14 protein-coding genes are annotated in these 16,392 nt (G+C 73.5%); 8 read left to right on the plus strand and 6 right to left on the minus strand.

Annotated features, from left to right (window positions below; genetic code table 11):
- Nucleotides 1–132: 132 nt before the first annotated feature.
- Together dapD and IF47_RS0104550 are read left to right on the plus strand one after the other, a co-directional pair.
- A complete protein-coding gene (gene dapD / locus IF47_RS0104545; protein ID WP_031506820.1) occupies nt 133–1,131 on the plus strand; it encodes a 2,3,4,5-tetrahydropyridine-2,6-dicarboxylate N-succinyltransferase in 999 nt (332 codons plus the stop codon).
- Nucleotides 1,132–1,218: 87 nt separating this feature from the next.
- On the plus strand, nt 1,219–2,040 hold the full coding sequence (locus tag IF47_RS0104550) for an EI24 domain-containing protein (RefSeq protein WP_078591562.1): 822 nt from the start codon (nt 1,219–1,221) through the stop codon (nt 2,038–2,040).
- A gap of 23 nt (nt 2,041–2,063) precedes the next feature.
- Here IF47_RS0104550 and dapA read toward each other — a convergent pair whose 3' ends face one another.
- The 3 genes from dapA to IF47_RS0104565 form a co-directional block, all read right to left on the minus strand.
- The gene (dapA, locus tag IF47_RS0104555) at nt 2,064–2,954 is read right to left on the minus strand and encodes a 4-hydroxy-tetrahydrodipicolinate synthase (RefSeq protein ID WP_031506822.1); all 891 of its coding nucleotides are present in this window, start codon (nt 2,952–2,954) and stop codon (nt 2,064–2,066) included.
- A gap of 88 nt (nt 2,955–3,042) precedes the next feature.
- Nucleotides 3,043–3,660: a Uma2 family endonuclease gene (locus tag IF47_RS0104560; protein ID WP_031506823.1), complete on the minus strand. Its 618-nt coding sequence runs from the start codon at nt 3,658–3,660 to the stop codon at nt 3,043–3,045.
- A gap of 153 nt (nt 3,661–3,813) precedes the next feature.
- Nucleotides 3,814–5,640, minus strand: coding sequence for an endonuclease/exonuclease/phosphatase family protein (locus IF47_RS0104565; protein ID WP_031506824.1), 1,827 nt, complete (start codon nt 5,638–5,640; stop codon nt 3,814–3,816).
- A 290-nt stretch (nt 5,641–5,930) separates the two neighbouring features.
- On the opposite strand from IF47_RS0104565, the gene IF47_RS0104570 reads away from it, so the two are divergent.
- Both IF47_RS0104570 and IF47_RS0104575 read left to right on the plus strand, forming a co-directional pair.
- A complete protein-coding gene (locus IF47_RS0104570; protein ID WP_031506826.1) occupies nt 5,931–7,334 on the plus strand; it encodes a hypothetical protein in 1,404 nt (467 codons plus the stop codon).
- 85 nt (nt 7,335–7,419) lie between these two features.
- Nucleotides 7,420–8,892, plus strand: coding sequence for an alkaline phosphatase PhoX (locus IF47_RS0104575; protein WP_031506827.1), 1,473 nt, complete (start codon nt 7,420–7,422; stop codon nt 8,890–8,892).
- 195 nt (nt 8,893–9,087) lie between these two features.
- On the opposite strand, the gene IF47_RS0104580 is transcribed toward IF47_RS0104575, so the two are convergent.
- The 3 genes from IF47_RS0104580 to IF47_RS0104590 all read right to left on the minus strand — a co-directional run bounded on the left by IF47_RS0104580 (nt 9,088) and on the right by IF47_RS0104590 (nt 11,089).
- Entirely contained in the window at nt 9,088–9,279 is a 192-nt protein-coding gene (locus tag IF47_RS0104580; RefSeq protein ID WP_031506829.1) for a hypothetical protein, read from the minus strand.
- Between the two features lie 253 nt (nt 9,280–9,532).
- Nucleotides 9,533–10,723: a TerD family protein gene (locus IF47_RS0104585; protein WP_031506830.1), complete on the minus strand. Its 1,191-nt coding sequence runs from the start codon at nt 10,721–10,723 to the stop codon at nt 9,533–9,535.
- A 93-nt stretch (nt 10,724–10,816) separates the two neighbouring features.
- Nucleotides 10,817–11,089: a GlsB/YeaQ/YmgE family stress response membrane protein gene (locus tag IF47_RS0104590; RefSeq protein ID WP_031506832.1), complete on the minus strand. Its 273-nt coding sequence runs from the start codon at nt 11,087–11,089 to the stop codon at nt 10,817–10,819.
- A 500-nt stretch (nt 11,090–11,589) separates the two neighbouring features.
- On the opposite strand from IF47_RS0104590, the gene IF47_RS0104595 reads away from it, so the two are divergent.
- From IF47_RS0104595 to araD, 4 genes are all read left to right on the plus strand, one after another.
- The gene (locus IF47_RS0104595) at nt 11,590–12,801 is read left to right on the plus strand and encodes a hypothetical protein (RefSeq protein ID WP_031506833.1); all 1,212 of its coding nucleotides are present in this window, start codon (nt 11,590–11,592) and stop codon (nt 12,799–12,801) included.
- A 233-nt stretch (nt 12,802–13,034) separates the two neighbouring features.
- Complete coding sequence (locus IF47_RS0104600; protein WP_031506834.1) at nt 13,035–13,706, plus strand: GntR family transcriptional regulator; 672 nt, start codon at nt 13,035–13,037, stop codon at nt 13,704–13,706.
- Nucleotides 13,703–14,644 carry a dihydrodipicolinate synthase family protein gene (locus IF47_RS0104605; RefSeq protein WP_031506835.1) on the plus strand — a complete coding sequence of 314 codons (942 nt, stop codon included), beginning with the start codon at nt 13,703–13,705 and terminating at the stop codon, nt 14,642–14,644. The genes IF47_RS0104600 and IF47_RS0104605 overlap by 4 nt, the downstream gene beginning before the upstream one ends.
- Nucleotides 14,641–16,386: an L-arabinonate dehydratase gene (araD, locus tag IF47_RS0104610; protein ID WP_031506836.1), complete on the plus strand. Its 1,746-nt coding sequence runs from the start codon at nt 14,641–14,643 to the stop codon at nt 16,384–16,386. The genes IF47_RS0104605 and araD overlap by 4 nt, the downstream gene beginning before the upstream one ends.
- Nucleotides 16,387–16,392 lie beyond the last annotated feature (6 nt).

Genomic DNA, 16,392 nt, shown 5'->3' on the forward strand with positions numbered 1-16,392 from the left:
GCCGTCCGTGCCGTCCGTGGCGCCTGTGCCGTTTGTGTCGCCCGTGTCGCCCGTGCCGTTCCGACACGTGCGGGCGCGTCCGGCCGGTGGACCGGTTCGCCTTCGCGGAGCACGTCCGGTTAGCGTTTGAGCATGACCGAAGCACCCGCACCCTCCCCCCGCAGGACCGGCGCCGCCGCCGCCGGACTCGCCACCATCGCCTCCGACGGTGGGGCCGTCCTGGACACCTGGTTCCCCGCCCCCGAACTGGTCGAGGAGCCCGGCCCGGCCGGAACCGAGCGGCTGACCGCCGAGCGCGCCGCCGAGCTGCTGGGCGACGCCGCGCCGCAGGCGCTGGGCCCGGACCCGCTCCGCGGCGTCGAGGTCATCGCCGTCCGCACGGTGGTCTCCTCCCTGGAGGACAAGCCGCTGGACGCGCACGACGTCTACCTGCGGCTGCACCTGCTCAGCCACCGTCTGGTCAAGCCGCACGGCCAGAACCTCGACGGTGTCTTCGGCCTCCTCGCCAACGTGGCCTGGACGAACCTCGGGCCCGTTCCCGTCGAGCGGATCGAGCAGGCCCGTCTGGCCGCCCGCGCCGCCGGGAAGCAGCTCACGGTCACCAGCGTCGACAAGTTCCCGCGGATGACCGACTACGTCATCCCCAAGGGCGTGCGCATCGGTGACGCCGACCGTGTGCGGCTGGGCGCCCACCTCGCCTCCGGCACCACCGTGATGCACGAGGGCTTCGTCAACTTCAACGCCGGGACGCTGGGCACCTCCATGGTCGAGGGCCGGATCAGCGCGGGCGTCGTCGTCGACGACGGCTCCGACATCGGCGGCGGCGCCTCGATCATGGGCACCCTCTCCGGCGGCGGCAAGCAGACCATCTCCATCGGCAAGCGCTGCCTGCTCGGCGCCGAGGCGGGCCTGGGCATCTCGCTCGGCGACGACTGCATCGTGGAGGCGGGCCTGTACCTGACGGCCGGCACGCGGGTCACCCTGCCCGACGGCCAGGTCGTCAAGGCGCTGGAGCTGTCCGGTGCGAGCAACCTCCTCTTCCGCCGCAACTCCACGACCGGGATCGTCGAGGCCATCCAGCGCTCCGGCTCCTGGGGCGGTCTCAACGAGGCGCTCCACAGCCACAACTGACACGCGATCGGTCGCGCGACCGCGGCTCGACCGCGGCCTTGGGCCCGCCGCCCGCACCGGGTGGCGGGCCCGTTACCCTTTCCGGCCATGGGCGATCTCGGAAGCGGAGTACGGTATTTGGGGCGGGGCCAGAAGTGGGTCCTGCGCAACGGGCGGTGGTTCGGGTTCGGGCTGCTGCCCGCGCTGATCACCCTCGTGCTGTACGCGGCGGCCCTGACCGCCCTCGCCTTCTGGGCCGACGACCTGGCCGCCTGGGCCACACCGTTCGCCGACGACTGGGAGTCGCCCTGGCCGGGGCTGCTGCGCGGCACGTTCACCGTGGTGCTGTTCGCCGGGGGACTGCTGCTGGCGGCGCTCACCTTCACCGCCGTCGCCCTGCTCGTCGGCGACCCCTTCTACGAGGCGCTGTCGGAGAAGGTCGAGGAGTCCGAGGGCGGCGGCCCCGAGGGGCCCGACCGCCCCCTCTGGCGCGAGCTGTGGATCTCGCTCCGCGACAGCCTCCACATCCTGCTCCGGGTGGCCGTCCTCACCGTGCCGCTGTTCGTGCTCGGCTTCGTCCCCGTCATCGGCCAGACGATCGTCCCGGCGCTCGGCTTCGCCGTCTCCGGTTTCTTCCTCACCGCGGAACTCACCTCCGTCGCCCTCCAGCGCCGCGACATCCCCGTCCGGGAGCGGCTGCGGCTGCTGCGCGGGCGCAAGGCCCTCGCGCTCGGCTTCGGGGTGCCGCTGGTCCTGGCCTTCCTGCTGCCGCTGGTCGCGGTCTTCCTGATGCCGGGCGCGGTGGCGGGCGCCACCCTCCTGGCGCGGGACCTGGTGGACGACCGGGCGGACGGGAACGCCGGCGCGCCGGGCGACGGGAGCGCGGGCCCCGCGACGGCGACCCCACCCGCGGCGGACGGCACGGACTGACCCCGAGGACCGGCCCCGCGGCCTTACCCCACGGCCTCCCGGAGAGCGTCCGCCAGCCGCAGCGTCAGCGCCTCGTCCGCCGGCAGCAGCGGCGGACGCACCGGACCGCCCGGCAGCCCCGCCGCCGCGAACAGCGCCTTCACCGCGACCGTGCCGGGCACCTCGGACATCATCGCGTCGACCAGCGGGACGAGCGCTCGGTGCCGCCGGGCGGCCTCGGCGTGGTCACCGGCGTCGAAGGCGTCCAGGACGCCGCGTACGGCGGGACCGGCCACGTTGGCGACCGTGCTGACGCAGCCGTGGGCGCCGATCGCGCGCAGCGGCAGGTTCAGCTCGTCGCAGCCCGAGTAGTACGCCAGCCCCGTGGAGCCCAGCACCGTCGCCGTCTTCATCAGGTCGTACGCGCAGTCCTTGACGGCGCGGACGCGCGGGTGCTCCGCCAGCCGCGTCAGCGTCCGGACGGTCAGCGCGGTGCCCTCGCCGGTGCGGGAGGGGATGTCGTAGAGCATCACCGGCAGGGCGGTGGCGTCGGCGACGGTGGACAGGTGGTGGGCGATGGCCTCCTGGGTGGGGCGGGAGTAGTACGGCGTGACGACCAACAGGCCGTGGGCGCCCGCCCGTTCGGCCGCCCGCGCCAGCTCCGTACTGTGCCGGGTGTCGTTCGTGCCGACGCCCGCGACGACGCGGGCCCGGTCGCCGACCTCCTCGACCACGGCCCGCACCAACGCGGTCTTCTCCTCGTCGGAGGTGGTCGGGGACTCGCCGGTGGTGCCGTTGAGCACCAGAGCGTCACAGCCGCCGCGGTCCACCAGGTGGGCGGCGAGCCGCCGGGCGCCGGGGAGGTCCAGGGAGCCGTCGGAGTCGAACGGGGTGATCATCGCCGCGGCGACGCGGCCGAAGGGGGAGTCGGACATGGGGGCGAGTCTGACCCACGCCGGCGCGGGCGGTCCAACCGATTCCATGGGCGGGTTCCATGGGCGGGGCGCCGGGGCGGGAGCTCTCTCAGCGCCGGACGTCCTCTCCCTCCCGAGGGAAATCCCCGGTGGGCAGGACCAGGTCGACGGGGGTGCCCGTCAGGTCGACCGGCTCCCCGAAGGGAACGGTGGTGTGGCGGAGGTAGTCGCTTCCCTTGGGGCGGGTGAACACGTGACACCGCGCCGTGTAGGGATCGACGATCAGGTATACGGGGACCTCGGCGGTGGCGTACGCCTCGCACTTCCTGCCGTAGTCGTTGTGGCGGGTGGCTTCGGAGATCACCTCGGCGACGAACTCGACGTCCTGGTGACGCCAGCGGCGGCGCCCGTTCTCGCGGACCATCTCCGCTCCGTCGCCGAGTTTGGCGACATCGGGGGCGAAGCCGTTCAGATGACCGGGGAAGTCGATGCGCACATCCGACTTCACCTTCACGTCCATGCCGAACCGATCCTCCAGAGCACGCACGATCCTGCGGATGATCTCCCAGTGCGCGTCCCGCCGCGGCGACATGTGGACGGCCCCCCCGACGATTTCGGCCTTGTAACCCTCGGGGACGGGCATCCGCTCCAGCAGGTCGAAGAGTTCGTCCAGACCGGGTTCGCCGCTGTCGGGCATCTCGATCCTGTCGGTGAGCTCGACGGTCATCGTGTGCCGCTCCTCCCCGGCGCGCCGGGCGGCGCAGCCGCACGGTCCAACGATACGAGTGTCCGACCGGCCGTGCCTTTGCCCGCGCACCGTGTCGGCCGTGCCGCTCCCCCCGTGGAGCGGCACGGCCGAGGTCCGCCGGTCGCGCGGGCGTCAGGGCCGGAAGCGGATCACCTGGGGGTCGTGGTCGCTGGCCTGGTCGGCGAACTCCGCGTTGACGTGGACGATGTCGTAGTCGAAGCGGCGGATGCCGGGGGAGACCAGGGTCTGGTCCAGCACCTGGGAGTTGCCGTCGAAGACGTAGGTGTAGCGCTCGGACGGCGGCAGCGAGAGCACCGCGCTGCGCAGCGCGCCGCCCGCGGTCAACGCGCGGGTGGTGGCGGAGAACTCGAAGTCGTTGATGTCGCCGAGGACCACCACCTTCGCCTTCCGCTCCACCGCCAGCACCTGCCGCACGAAGTGGTTGACCACCTTCGCCTGCGCCACGCGCTGGACCTCGGAGGAACGGTTCGGCGGCTGGACGGCCGCGTGGAGGGGCTGGTCGCCGCCCTTGGAGGCGAAGTGGTTGGCGATCACGACGACCGTCCGGCCGCGGAAGCGGAACTCGCCGGCCAGCGGTTTGCGGCTGTCCTCCCACGCGGCGTCGTGCGGCGCGATCCGGGCGGGGGAGTGGGTCAGCACGGCCCGGCCGCGCTCGCGCCGCACGCCGACCGCCGTGCCGGCGTCGGCGCCGGGCCGGTCCACGAAGGAGACCCGCTCGGGGTCGAAGAGGAAGACGTTGCGGATGTTGCCGCCGGGTTGGCCGCCGTCGGCGTCGTCGACCGGGTCGATCGAGCGCCAGTCGTAGCGCGGTCCGCCCGCGGCCACGATCGCCTCGACGAACCGGCTCACCGTCCGGTCGGCGGACACCACCTCGTCGTTCTCGGGCCCGTTGTCGTCCTGGATCTCCTCCAGGGCGAGGATGTCGGGGGAGGCGAGGTTCTCCACCACGCCGCGCGCCAACCGGTCGAACTTCACCTGGTCGTTGCCCGGGTGGAGGTTCTCCACGTTGTAGGTGGCGACGGCCAGCTCGCCGGGGCGCCGGGGACGGGTGCGCTCCCGCTCCAGACCGCCGTCGACCACGGCGCCCAGCTCACGGGCGGCCACCAGGTAGCCGCCGTACTGGTCGTAGTCGAGGGGGCCGGTGGTGGCGCCGGAGAGGACGTCGCCGGTGTTCGCGGTGGGGAAGGGCTCTTGGGCCAGGGGGACCAGTGACTCGATCTTGACGCGGCCGGGGTTGGGCCGCGCGTAGTCGCCGTAGACCGTGCCGCCGCGCCGGGTCGGGTTGTCCTCGGGCCTGACGGTCACCCACAGTTCGGCGTGCGCGGTGCTGGGGCCGACCACACGGGCGTCGCGGACCCGGACGGCCATGCCCTCCAGCGCCTCGTAGAAGTCCAACGCGTAAGTGTCGGGGCGCAGTTCGAGACCCTCGACGCCGCCGCCCGCGGCCGGGTCGCCCTGGGGCGCGTACGCGGCGGGAACGGTGTCGGAGTCCAGGACGACCGGCTCGGGCAGGGCGTGGCCGGAGGAGACCACCGTCACCCGGGGCCGGGATATCTGGGTGACCGTCTGGTTGCCGGAGGAGTCGCCGCCCGGACGGTACTCGTCGACCGTGCCCGACACCCTCACCAGGTCGCCGACGGACACCGTCGGGGCCGATCCGGTGTAGACGAAGACGCCCTCGCTGGTGGCCGGATCGTCGTCGGGAGCCGTGTCCTGGATCCAGAAGCCGCGCGAGCCGTGAGCGCGGACGCCGGTGACCACCCCGGGGACCTCCGACACCCACTCGCCCGCCAGGGGCGACACGCGGGTGGTGCCCTGGACGTCGTGGACGCGGACGGTGTCGCCGCCCCCGTCCGCCGCGACGGCGGGAACGGCCGGCAGGATCGAGGTCAGGGCCGCGACGGTGAGCGCGGCGGTACGGGCCGAGGGTCTTCTCAAAGGATCCTCCGGGGCGGTGCGGTGGTGCCGGGCGAGGAGAGCGAGGGAGATGGCGGCGGCCCGTTTCCGGCCGTCGTCGGCGAGGCTGGTGGCGCTGGTCGCACGGTGCTCGCACAGCGTTCGGACCGTACGATTTCTACGCGCGTAACGTGCCGTCTTCGGCGGGAACTTGTCAAGCGACCCCGGTGTACGGGGAAAGAAGATCCGGTGAACCGGACGCCGGTGGTGAAAGCGGTCTACGCTGGGGCAGCGTGCTTGCCCGAACGCCCCCACCGAGGAGCGCCCCTCAGATGACCGGTGACGACCGCCCCACCGTGCCCCCCGTACGGCTGCCCGCCGAAGCCGAACTGGCGCGGGACGCCCTCGCCTCGCCGATGGTGTCCCGCGCCGCCCGACTCGCGCGCTGGGCGGGGGAACGGGTCCGGGTCGGCGCCGGCGGCCGACTCCCCGCCGAGCGGCTGGAGGAGGCCGTGACCCTCCTCGGTCTCGCCGGGGACGAGGACGGCCCGAGGCACGCCGCCCGGGCGTGGGAGGTGGCCGTCGGCACCGGCCTGGTGGAGCTGCCCGAGGACACCGGGGGCACCGGGGACGCCGAGGACGCGGCGGGCGCGCCGCGCCCGGTCTCCCCGGGCGCGGGACTGGCCCTGCTCACCGGAGGCTCCCCCGCCGACGTGCTGCGGATCTGGCGCGACGGCCTGGAGACGGTCCTCGCCGACGGTGCCGAGGGCGCCGTCGACCTCGACAGCGCCCTCGGCAACCTCTACCTCATGACCGCCGGCGACCCCGCCGTGACGGCCGGGGCGATGGTCCCGCTGCCGGTGCTCGCCGCCTCGATGGTCGTCCCCGTGGGCATGGACCACCCCACCGACGCCGTCCTGGAGGAGATCTCGGCGCTGATGGTCGGGCTGGACGAGCGGTTCCGGGCGCTGGAGCCGACCGGGATCGTCGCCCACCGGCCCGTGGACACCGCCCTGATCGACGGCGACGCGGACACCGGTGCGCCGTCCGGCGGCCTCGGCGAGGAGGAGGTGGCCCGCTACGGCATGGTGCGGCTCACCCCGCTCGGCCTGTACGCCGTACGGCGGCGGATGCTGGACGCGGGCGTGGCGGCCCCCGTGGTGGGCGACCTCGCCGGGGAGAGCGCCGAGGCGCTGCTGGCCGCCCTGCCCGGGCACGGCGAGGAGGCCGCCCGGTCCGAGATCGAACTGTGGCTCGCCCGGCGTACCTCCCAGGACGCCGCGCGCGAACTCCTCGCCGCCGCCCGCGGGGACGACGCGGACGCGCCGCGCCGCCGACTGGCCTGCCAGCAGGCCCTCTCGCTCGTCGGGGTGGAGGCCGAACCCGCCCTGCGCGAGGTCCTCGACGACGACCACCTGGGAGGGCTGGCCCGGGTCTGGCTCTCCGAGCGCGGCTTCGGGGACGTCCCGGCGCCGTCCGAGGGGATGGTGTTCTGGCTCACCGTGGACACCCTGGCCGCGCAGTTGGCGGCCGAGGGCGGCGGGGACGGGTCGGACGAGCTGCGCGACCTGATGCGCGGTCTGGTCGACCAGCACAGCGGCTTCTTCGACAAGGCCTGGCGCGTCGACCACCCGGCGACCGGCGAGGTGCTGGAGGCGATGAGCCGCTTCCACCCCGACCGGCGGGTGGCCAAGGACGCCCGCAGGGCGGCGTACAGGGCGCGGTCGCGCGGCTGAGCGGACGGATTCGGGCGGCGTTCAACTCGCGTTCGCCGGGGAGCGGGATCGTGGTCGGCATCGATCCGAGCCGACGGGAGAGACGATGCCGACCAGCAGCGCAGTCAGCCGGGTGAGTCCCAGCAGGAGGTCCGTCGTCGCCGGTGCCGGGATCGCCCTCACGGGCAGTGCGGGCATCCTGGCCGGGGCAACGGGTGCGTTCGGCACCCAGGAGCGCGCGGCGGACCGGAAGGACCGAGAGGACGGCGGGGCGGGCCACGACGGCCCCCTGGGCCACGGCCCGCTGCTGCCCGACCCGGACGGGGTGCTCGCCCTGCCCGCGGGCTTCACCTACCGCGTCCTGACCCACTGCGGCGTCACCCGGCTGGAGAGCGGCGAGTACACGCCCGCCAAGCACGACGGCACCGCGGCCTTCGCCGGGCCCCGGGGCCGGACGCTGTTGGTCAACAACCACGAGCTGAAGGGGCCCCGGAGCGACTGGGAGCACCCCGTCCCGCTCGCCGAGGGGCTGGTCTACGACCCGGCCGCCTCGGGCGGCTGCACGGTCGTGGAGGTCTCCAAGGACGGTGAGAGGATCGCCGAGTGGGTCGGCATCGCCGGCACCTCCACCAACTGCGCGGGCGGGGTGACCCCGTGGGGCACCTGGCTGACCTGCGAGGAGAACTCCGACCGGGCCGGCGAGAACGGCATGACCCGGGACCACGGCTACGTCTTCGAGGTCGATCCCCACGACCGGCGGGCCAACCGCGACCCGAGGCCGATCAAGGCGCTGGGCCGCTTCGACCACGAGGCCGTCGTGGTGGACCCCGGGCGCGGCCACATGTACCTGACGGAGGACGACTCCGACCCCAACGGCCTGCTGTTCCGCTGGGTGCCGCCGAAGGGGTTCCGGCACGGGCGGGGGCGGCTGCGCACGCTCGCCGACGACGCCGGCACCCTCCAGGCGTTCCGCTGCTTCGACTCCGGCGGCCGGTTCGTCGACGACCTCTCCCGCGCGGTGCGGCCCGGCACGGTCTACGGCGTGGACTGGGTGGACGTCCCCGACCGCGACGCGCGGGAGGTGCCCGTCCGCCGGCAGTTCACCGGGGACGAGGTCACCCGGGCCCGCAAGCTGGAGGGCATGTGGTGGGCCGACGGGGGCGCGTACGTGGTCGCCTCCTACGCCCGTGACATGGACAGCCCCGGGCAGCCGCACGACGGCCAGGTGTGGTTCTACGACCCCCGCCACCGCACCCTCACCCTCAAGCTGCGCTTCGGACTGAACGGCGACCCGCAGGCCCCCGGCGGGTTCGACGGCCCCGACAACATCACGGTCTCGCCGCACGGCGGCGTGATCATCGCCGAGGACGGCGAGGGTCTCCAGCACCTGGTGGGCGCCGACGACCGCGGCCGGACCTTCCCGATCGCCCGCAACGAGGTGAACATCGGCACCGAGGAGGAGCCGGAGTACGGCGAGTTCACCGGCGTCTGCTTCTCGGCCGACGGCAGCACGCTGTTCGCCTGCATCCAGGAGCCGGGGATCATGCTCGCCGTCACCGGACCCTGGCGGCGCCACTGAGACGCCGCCGGGCGTCCCCGCACGCGGGCCGGGGCGTCACACGCCCCAGACGCCACACGCGCCCCAGACGTCACCGCGGTCGGAGCGTCACCGGGACGCGGCCGAGGCGCCGGGCCGGGGCCCTCCCTCGGCGCGGCGGAGCGAACACGGAGCGGGCCCGCGGGGTTTCCCCGCGGGCCCGTCGTCACACGCGGCTCACGCCGCGGTGATCATCCCCTCCTGCTCGGCCTCCCGCCACAGGACCCGCAGCCTGTCCAGCTCCGCCAGTTCCTTCCGCGTCCACGGACGGTCGCCGTGGGCGCGTACGAAGGCGCGAAGCGCCTCGTTCGCCTGGGCAGGGGTCTGACGCCGGGGCTGAGTGGTTCCTTGCTCGGGAGTGGTGGACATGGAACCAGCCTAGGCGCTGGGTATGACAGTGGCAGGTCACTTTCCATGCCCTCAACCCGCGTAATTCAAACATAAAGTTTGTCACGGATCGCCAACATTGTGTCTGACCTGCGAACATCCATCCCGGATGCGGTGCGGAGGGGCGTGGTTCCCGTTCACGGATGCGACCGATATCACGCCGTCAGGACACGGTGACGCGCCGCGGCGCTCCCGTTCCCAGCCGCTCTCGGCCGCTCCCACCCGTCCACGGCCCCTACAGCGCGGCCGCCCCCGGCTTGACCATGCCGCGGACCGTGCGGGAGTCGATGTAGTCGCCCAGCGCCGTCATCTCCCACTCGCCCGAGAACTGGCGGATCAGTTTGCACATCAGCACGCCCGTGCGCGGCTCGGAGTCGGTGAGGTCGAAGCGGACCAGCTCCTCGCCGGTGGTGGCGTCCATCAGTCGGCAGTACGCCTTGGCGACCTCGGTGAACTTCTGCCCGGAGAAGGAGTTCACGGTGAAGACCAGGCCCGTGACCTGGGGAGGCAGCCCACCCAGGTGGACGGTGATGGTCTCGTCGTCGCCCGAGCCCTCGCCCGTGAGGTTGTCGCCGGAGTGCTGGATCGCCCCGCCCAGGATGGCGAGCTTGCCGAAGTAGCAGTTGTCGATCTTCTTCCGGTTGGGGTCGTAGGCGATGACCGATGCGTCGAGGTCGATGTTCTTGCCGCGGAAGGCGGGCTCCCAGCCCAGCCCCATCCGTACCGAGGTCAGCAGCGGCTTGCCGCCCTTGACCAGGGAGACCGTCTCGTGCTTGCGCAGGCTCACCCGGCCCTTGTCGAGGTTGATCCTCCCGCCCGCGGGAGCGGGGGCCTGCGCCGGCGCGGCGGGCGGCATCGGGGCGGTGGGAGCCGGTGTGGGAGCCGGTGCGGGGGGCGCGACCGGAGGGGCGACCGGCGTCGGGGCGGCGGGCGCGGCGGGCTCCTCCACCGTCACCCCGAAGTCCGTCGCGATGCCGGCCAGCCCGTTGGCGTACCCCTGGCCGACCGCCCGCACCTTCCACGCATCGCCCCGGCGGTAGATCTCCACGACCACCAGCGCCGTCTCCGGCCCCAGCCGGGGTGGGGTGAAGGTGGCCACCACCGCGCCGCTCACCGCGTCCCGGACGGTCGCGGTGGGCTCGGTCCCGGCGAAGGTCGCGCCCGGGGCGTCCAGGCTGGCCGTGACCACCACCTTCTGGACGTCCGCGGGCACCGCCGCGGTGTCCACGGTGATCGTGTCGGCGTCACCGGTGCCGGCGTGGGTCACTCCGGGCCCGGAGGGCTGGTTGTAGAAGACGAAGTCGTCGTCGGAGCGGACCTTGCCGTCGGAGCCCAGCAGCAGGCCCGACACGTCGAGCCGGACCGGCGCGGTGACGTCCACCGCGACGCGCGCCGTGGAGAGGGGGAGGTTGGAACCGGGGGTCATCGCAGTCATGGTCCGATTAACGGACGAAGCGGCTTTGCGGTTCCATTACCTTTGCCTTCCCTGGCGTGTCGCCGGCCCGTCCGGCGGCCCCGTTCAGCGGGGCGGGCGCGAGTGGCCGAACAGCAGGCGGTAGGCGATCAGCAGCACCAGCGAGCCGGCGACGGCGGAGACCCACAGCGCCGGGTCGTAGAAGTCGCGCTCCACCGGACGGTCCAGCCAGGTCGCCGAGAGCCAACCGCCCACGAAGGCCCCCGCGATGCCGATCAGCGTCGTGCCCACCAGTCCGCCCGGATCCCGGCCCGGCAGCAGGACCTTGGCGACGACTCCCGTGATCAGCCCCAGGACCAGCCAGCTGACGACGTCCATGGTGGACCCCTCCCCGTCGATACCCCTCGATGATCGTTCGGGGACCATCATGCCCTTCCGCACGGACGTTCAGGCCCGGCCGGGTGGCCGGGGCATCGGGGAGGGAGCCGCCCGGCGGACTCCGGGCCGTCCGGAGCGTGGTCGCACGTCGGCGGCGGCTCGCGCGTCGGGGTGGGCAGGACGGCGCGGGGGCGGACATCGACGCATCGATGGGTGAATGGTGTTCACATACGAGACCGCATCGGGCGGTTGACCAGAACCGGGTCGGAAGGTCGTGTGCCGCGTCTTCCCAGGTCGACCGGAGCGGGGGACGCTCGACGGGGTTCAGCGACGGTGTTCAACGGAGCGCATCCGCACCACCATCGTGAACCCGGACCCCGGCGACCGAGGCGCCTGCCGCCGCTTCGGCGTCTGCTCTACGCTTCGCCCGACCTTCTCGCATCCGAATCCACCCTTCGAACCCTTCGAAACCTTCGAACCCTTCGATCAAGGAGCTGCCGATGCGTGCCTCCGCCTTCGTCTACCCCTGGGACGTCGTGGGCGACCCGGACGCCGCCCGCCGGATCGCCGACCTCGGCGTCCACCGGGTCACCCTCGCCTCCGCCTACCACTCCACCCGGGCGCTCACCCCCCGCCACCCGCGCCACCGGATCGTCACGGCCCGGCACTCCGCCGTCTACCACCCGGTGGACCCGGCCCGTTGGGAGGGCCGGGAGCTGCGCCCGTACGCGCAGGACTGGGTCGCGGGCGACGACCCGTTCGGCGAGGCCGCCGCCGCGCTCGCCGACGCCGGGCTGGAGGTCCACTCCTGGGTGATCCTCGCCCACAACACCCGGCTCGGCACCGAGCACCCCCACACCTCGGTGCGCAACGCCTACGGCGACCGCTACCCCTGGGCGCCCTGCATCGCCCGGGAGGAGGTGCGCGCCTACGCCGCCGATCTGGCGGCCGAGTCCGCCGTGCGTCCCGGCGCGCGCGGTGTGGAGCTGGAGTCCTGCGGCTGGTACGGCCTGGCCCATCTGCACGCCCACGACAAGATCGGCGGGGTGCCGCTGGGCGGCGCCGGCCACTACCTGATGTCGCTGTGCTTCTGTTCGACCTGCGAGGCGGGCTACGCCTCGCTCGGCGCCGATCCCGAGCGGCTGCGGCGCGCCGTCGCCAAAGCCCTGGCGCCGCTGTGGGCCGGAGAGCGCGCGGACGTCGCCGGAGGGCGCGAGGAGGAGTGGGAGACGGTCGTCGAACTGCTGGGAGCGGAGGCCGCGGCAGTGGTGGCGAGCTGGCGCGACCGGGCAGCGAGCGCTTTCCGAAACGAGGTCGTCACGGCCGTGCGGAAGGCCGCCGAGGCCCGATCGACGGCGGACTTCCGGGTGCTGCTGCACGCCGATCCCGCCCCCCACCGCTGCGGCGCCAACGTCGGGGTGGACCCCGCCGAGGCGCTCGACCTGGCCGACGGCGTGGTGCTGCCGTGCACCGGGGGAGACGCCGAACGGGCCGCGGTGCTCGCGCCGTTCCTCCCGCACCGGACCCCCTCCACCGTCCTCGCCGCCAACCTGACGGTGGTGCGGGGGATGGGCGGGCACCCGGAGAGGCTGGCCGAGGACGCCGCGCACGCGCGGGAGGCGGGCGCCGACGAACTGCGCCTCTACCACGTCGGGTTGGCCTCCACGGCGGAGCTGGAGGCGGTCCGCGACGCCCTCTCCCGGCTCGGCTGACCCGGCGCGAGGACGGCGGGGGCGGCTCCGCGTGACCGCGGGCCCGTCGTTCGTCGCACTCGGTAAGCGCTTTCAGGGCGGTCCCCGAAAGTTCTGTCACAACCGTTGACGGGGCCCGGGGGCCGCCCTACTTTCGTCCCACCGCGCGTCGTACGTCATACGTCATATACGAGACGCCGTATATGACGCGGTGCCGTATGCCGCAAGCCAGAGCCGACCTGAGAGCCGCTTGCATGAGAGCCCCCCTGACCGGTGTCGCACCGGTACCCGTCCCCTCCAGGACGCAGTACGTCATGGAGCACCTGACCCACGCCATCCTCACCGGCCGACTCCCGCCGGGGCAGCCACTGGTGGAGACGGAGCTGGCCGCGCGGTTCGGCGTGTCCAAGACCCCGGTCCGCGAGGCGCTGAAGACCCTCGCGGGTCGCGGGCTGGTCGTGATGAGCGAGTACAAGGGCGCCACCGTGCGCGCCGTTGACGCCGCCATGGCCCGCTCGGTCTACGAGGTGCGGTTGCTGCTGGAGCCGGAGGCGCTGCGCCGCACCATCGCCGGGAAGGCGGACCTGTCCGGGGCCCGGGCCGCGCTGGAGCGGGCCGACGCCGCCGCCGACCGGGCCGACCGGTCGCTGGCGAACCGGGACTTCCACCGCGCCCTCTACCTGCCCTGCGACAACCCGCTGTTGGCGCGGATGCTCGACGACCTGCGCGACCAGGCGGCCCTGGTCTCCACCGTCGCCTGGGAGGCCGTGCCCTCCTGGGAGCGCGAGGCCGCGGAGCACCGGGAGATCCTCGCCCGGGCCCTGGACGGCGACGCCGACGGTGCGGCACGCCTGCTGCACGACCACATCGAGGGATTCGTCCGCCGGGCGTTCCCGGCCGAAGAGAACGAGGAAGGTCAGGCATGACGGACTTCTCACCCCTGCGAGCGGCTCTCGCCGACGTCGTGGCCATCCCCGTCACACCGTTCGACGAGCGGGGCCGCCTGGACGCGGACACCTACCGGGCCCTGCTCCGCCGGCTGTTGGACGCCGGGGTCCGCGCCGTCACCCCCAACGGCAACACCAGCGAGTTCTACTCCCTCACGCCCGAGGAGCGGCGGTTGGAGGTGGAACTGACCGTGGCCGAGGTCGCGGAGGCCGCGGGGAACACCGCCTCCGGCGACGACCGGCCGGCCGAGATCGTCGTCGGCATCGGCCACGACCCGGCCACCGCGATCGCCGCCGCCGAGCACGCCCGCGACGCCGGGGCGCGGATGGTGATGATCCACCAGCCCGTCAACCCCTACATGTCACAAGGCGGTTGGGTGGACTACCACCGCACCGTCGCCGAGGCGGTCCCCGACCTGGGCGTCGTGCCCTACCTGCGCAACCCCCTCATCGACGGCGCCTCCCTCGCCCGGCTCGGCGAGGAGTGCCCCAACGTCATCGGCGTCAAGTACGCCGTCCCGGACGCCGCGCGCTTCGCGGCCTTCGCCCGCGACGCCGGACTGGACCGCTTCGTGTGGGTGGCCGGGCTGGCCGAGCTGTACGCCCCCTCCTACTTCGCCTGCGGCGCCACCGGCTTCACCTCCGGCCTGGTCAACGTCGCGCCGGAGGTGTCCGTCGAGATGCTCCGCGCCCTGCGCGAGGGGGACTACACCACCGCGATGAAGGTGTGGGAGCGGATCCGCGCCTTCGAGGAGATGCGGGCCGAGCGGCAGTCGGCCGACAACGTCTCCGTCGTCAAGGAGGCCCTGGCCGCCCTGGGCCTGTGCCGCCGGGACGTCCGCCCGCCGAGCAGGACGCTGCCCGCCGAGCGGCGCGAGCGGATCGCCGAGATCGTCCGCGCCTGGGGGCCGGCATGACGACCGACCACACCCCGCGGCCCCGCCGGACCCCCGAGGAACTGCGCAGCCACCGGTGGTACGGCACCGACGGGCTGCGCTCCTTCAGCCACCGCGCCCGCACCCGTCAGCTCGGCTACCTCCCCGAGGAACACCTGGGCAAGCCGGTCATCGCGATCCTCAACACCTGGTCCGACATCAACCCCTGCCACCAGCACCTGCGCGAGCGCGCCGAGGCCGTCAAGCGCGGGGTGTGGCAGGCCGGCGGCTTCCCGCTGGAGTTCCCGGTCTCCACCCTCTCGGAGACCTTCCAGAAGCCGACCCCCATGCTCTACCGCAACCTGCTGTCCCTGGAGACCGAGGAGCTGCTGCGCTCCTACCCGGTGGACGGCGCGGTGCTGATGGGCGGCTGCGACAAGACCACCCCCGCCCTGCTGATGGGAGCGGCCAGCGCCGACCTGCCCACCGTCTTCGTCCCCGCCGGACCCATGCTGCGCGGCCACTGGCGCGGCGAGACCCTGGGCTCGGGCACGGACATGTGGCGGTACTGGGACGACAAGCGCGCCGGACTCATCGGCGACTGCGAGATGGCCGAGCTGGAGTGCGGCCTGGCCCGCTCGCCCGGCCACTGCATGACCATGGGCACCGCCTCGACGATGACCGGCGCCGCCGAGGCCCTGGGCGTCACCATGCCCGGCGCGTCCTCCATCCCCGCCGTCGACTCCGGGCACGCCCGGATGGCCGCCGCGGCCGGGCTGAGGATCGTGGAGATGGTGTGGACCGACCGCAGGCTCTCCACCGTCCTGACCCGCGAGGCGTACGAGGACGCCGTCGCGTGCGTGTGCGCGCTGGGCGGCTCGACCAACGCCGTCATCCACCTCATCGCCATGGCCAAACGCTCCGGCGTCGACCTCACCCTGGACGACTTCGACCGGATCGCCCGCACCACCCCGGTGCTGGCCAACCTCAGACCCGGCGGGGCGTACCTGATGGAGGACTTCCACCACGCCGGCGGGATGCCCGGCTTCCTCTCCCGGCTGCGGGAGCACCTCCACCTGGACCGTCCCACCGTCGCCCACGACACGCTGCGCGAGCAGATCGCCGGCGCGCTCGTCCACGACGACGACGTCATCCGCACCACCGACGACCCCCTGGCCACCGAGGGCGGCATCGCCGTCCTGCGCGGCAACCTCGCCCCCGACGGCGCCGTCATCAAGCACATCGCCGCCGAGCCGCACCTGCTCAGGCACACCGGCCCCGCGGTCGTCTTCGACGACTACCGCACCATGCAGGCCACCATCGACGACCCCGCGCTGGGCATCACCGCCGAGAGCGTGCTGGTGCTGCGCGGCTCGGGCCCGCTGGGCGGACCCGGCATGCCGGAGTACGGGATGCTGCCCATCCCCGACCACCTGCTCAAGCAGGGCGTGCGCGACATGGTCCGCATCTCCGACGCCCGGATGAGCGGCACCAGCTACGGCACCTGCGTCCTCCACGTCGCCCCCGAGTCACACGTGGGCGGGCCACTGGCCCTGGTGGAGACCGGCGACCTGATCACCCTCGACGTCGCCGCGCGCACCCTGCGCCTGGAGGTCGACGACGCGGAGCTGGCCAGGCGCCGGGACCGGTGGCGACCGCCGGCGGCGCGCTACGGACGCGGCTACGGGGCGCTCTACGAGGAGCACATCACCCAGGCCGACACCGGCTGCGACTTCGCCTTCCTCGCCCGGCCCGGCGAGGTCCCCGAGCCCTACGCGGGCTGATCCGCG

Source organism: Streptomyces megasporus (genome assembly GCF_000718985.1).
In the GTDB taxonomy this organism is placed as follows: domain Bacteria; phylum Actinomycetota; class Actinomycetes; order Streptomycetales; family Streptomycetaceae; genus Streptomyces; species Streptomyces megasporus.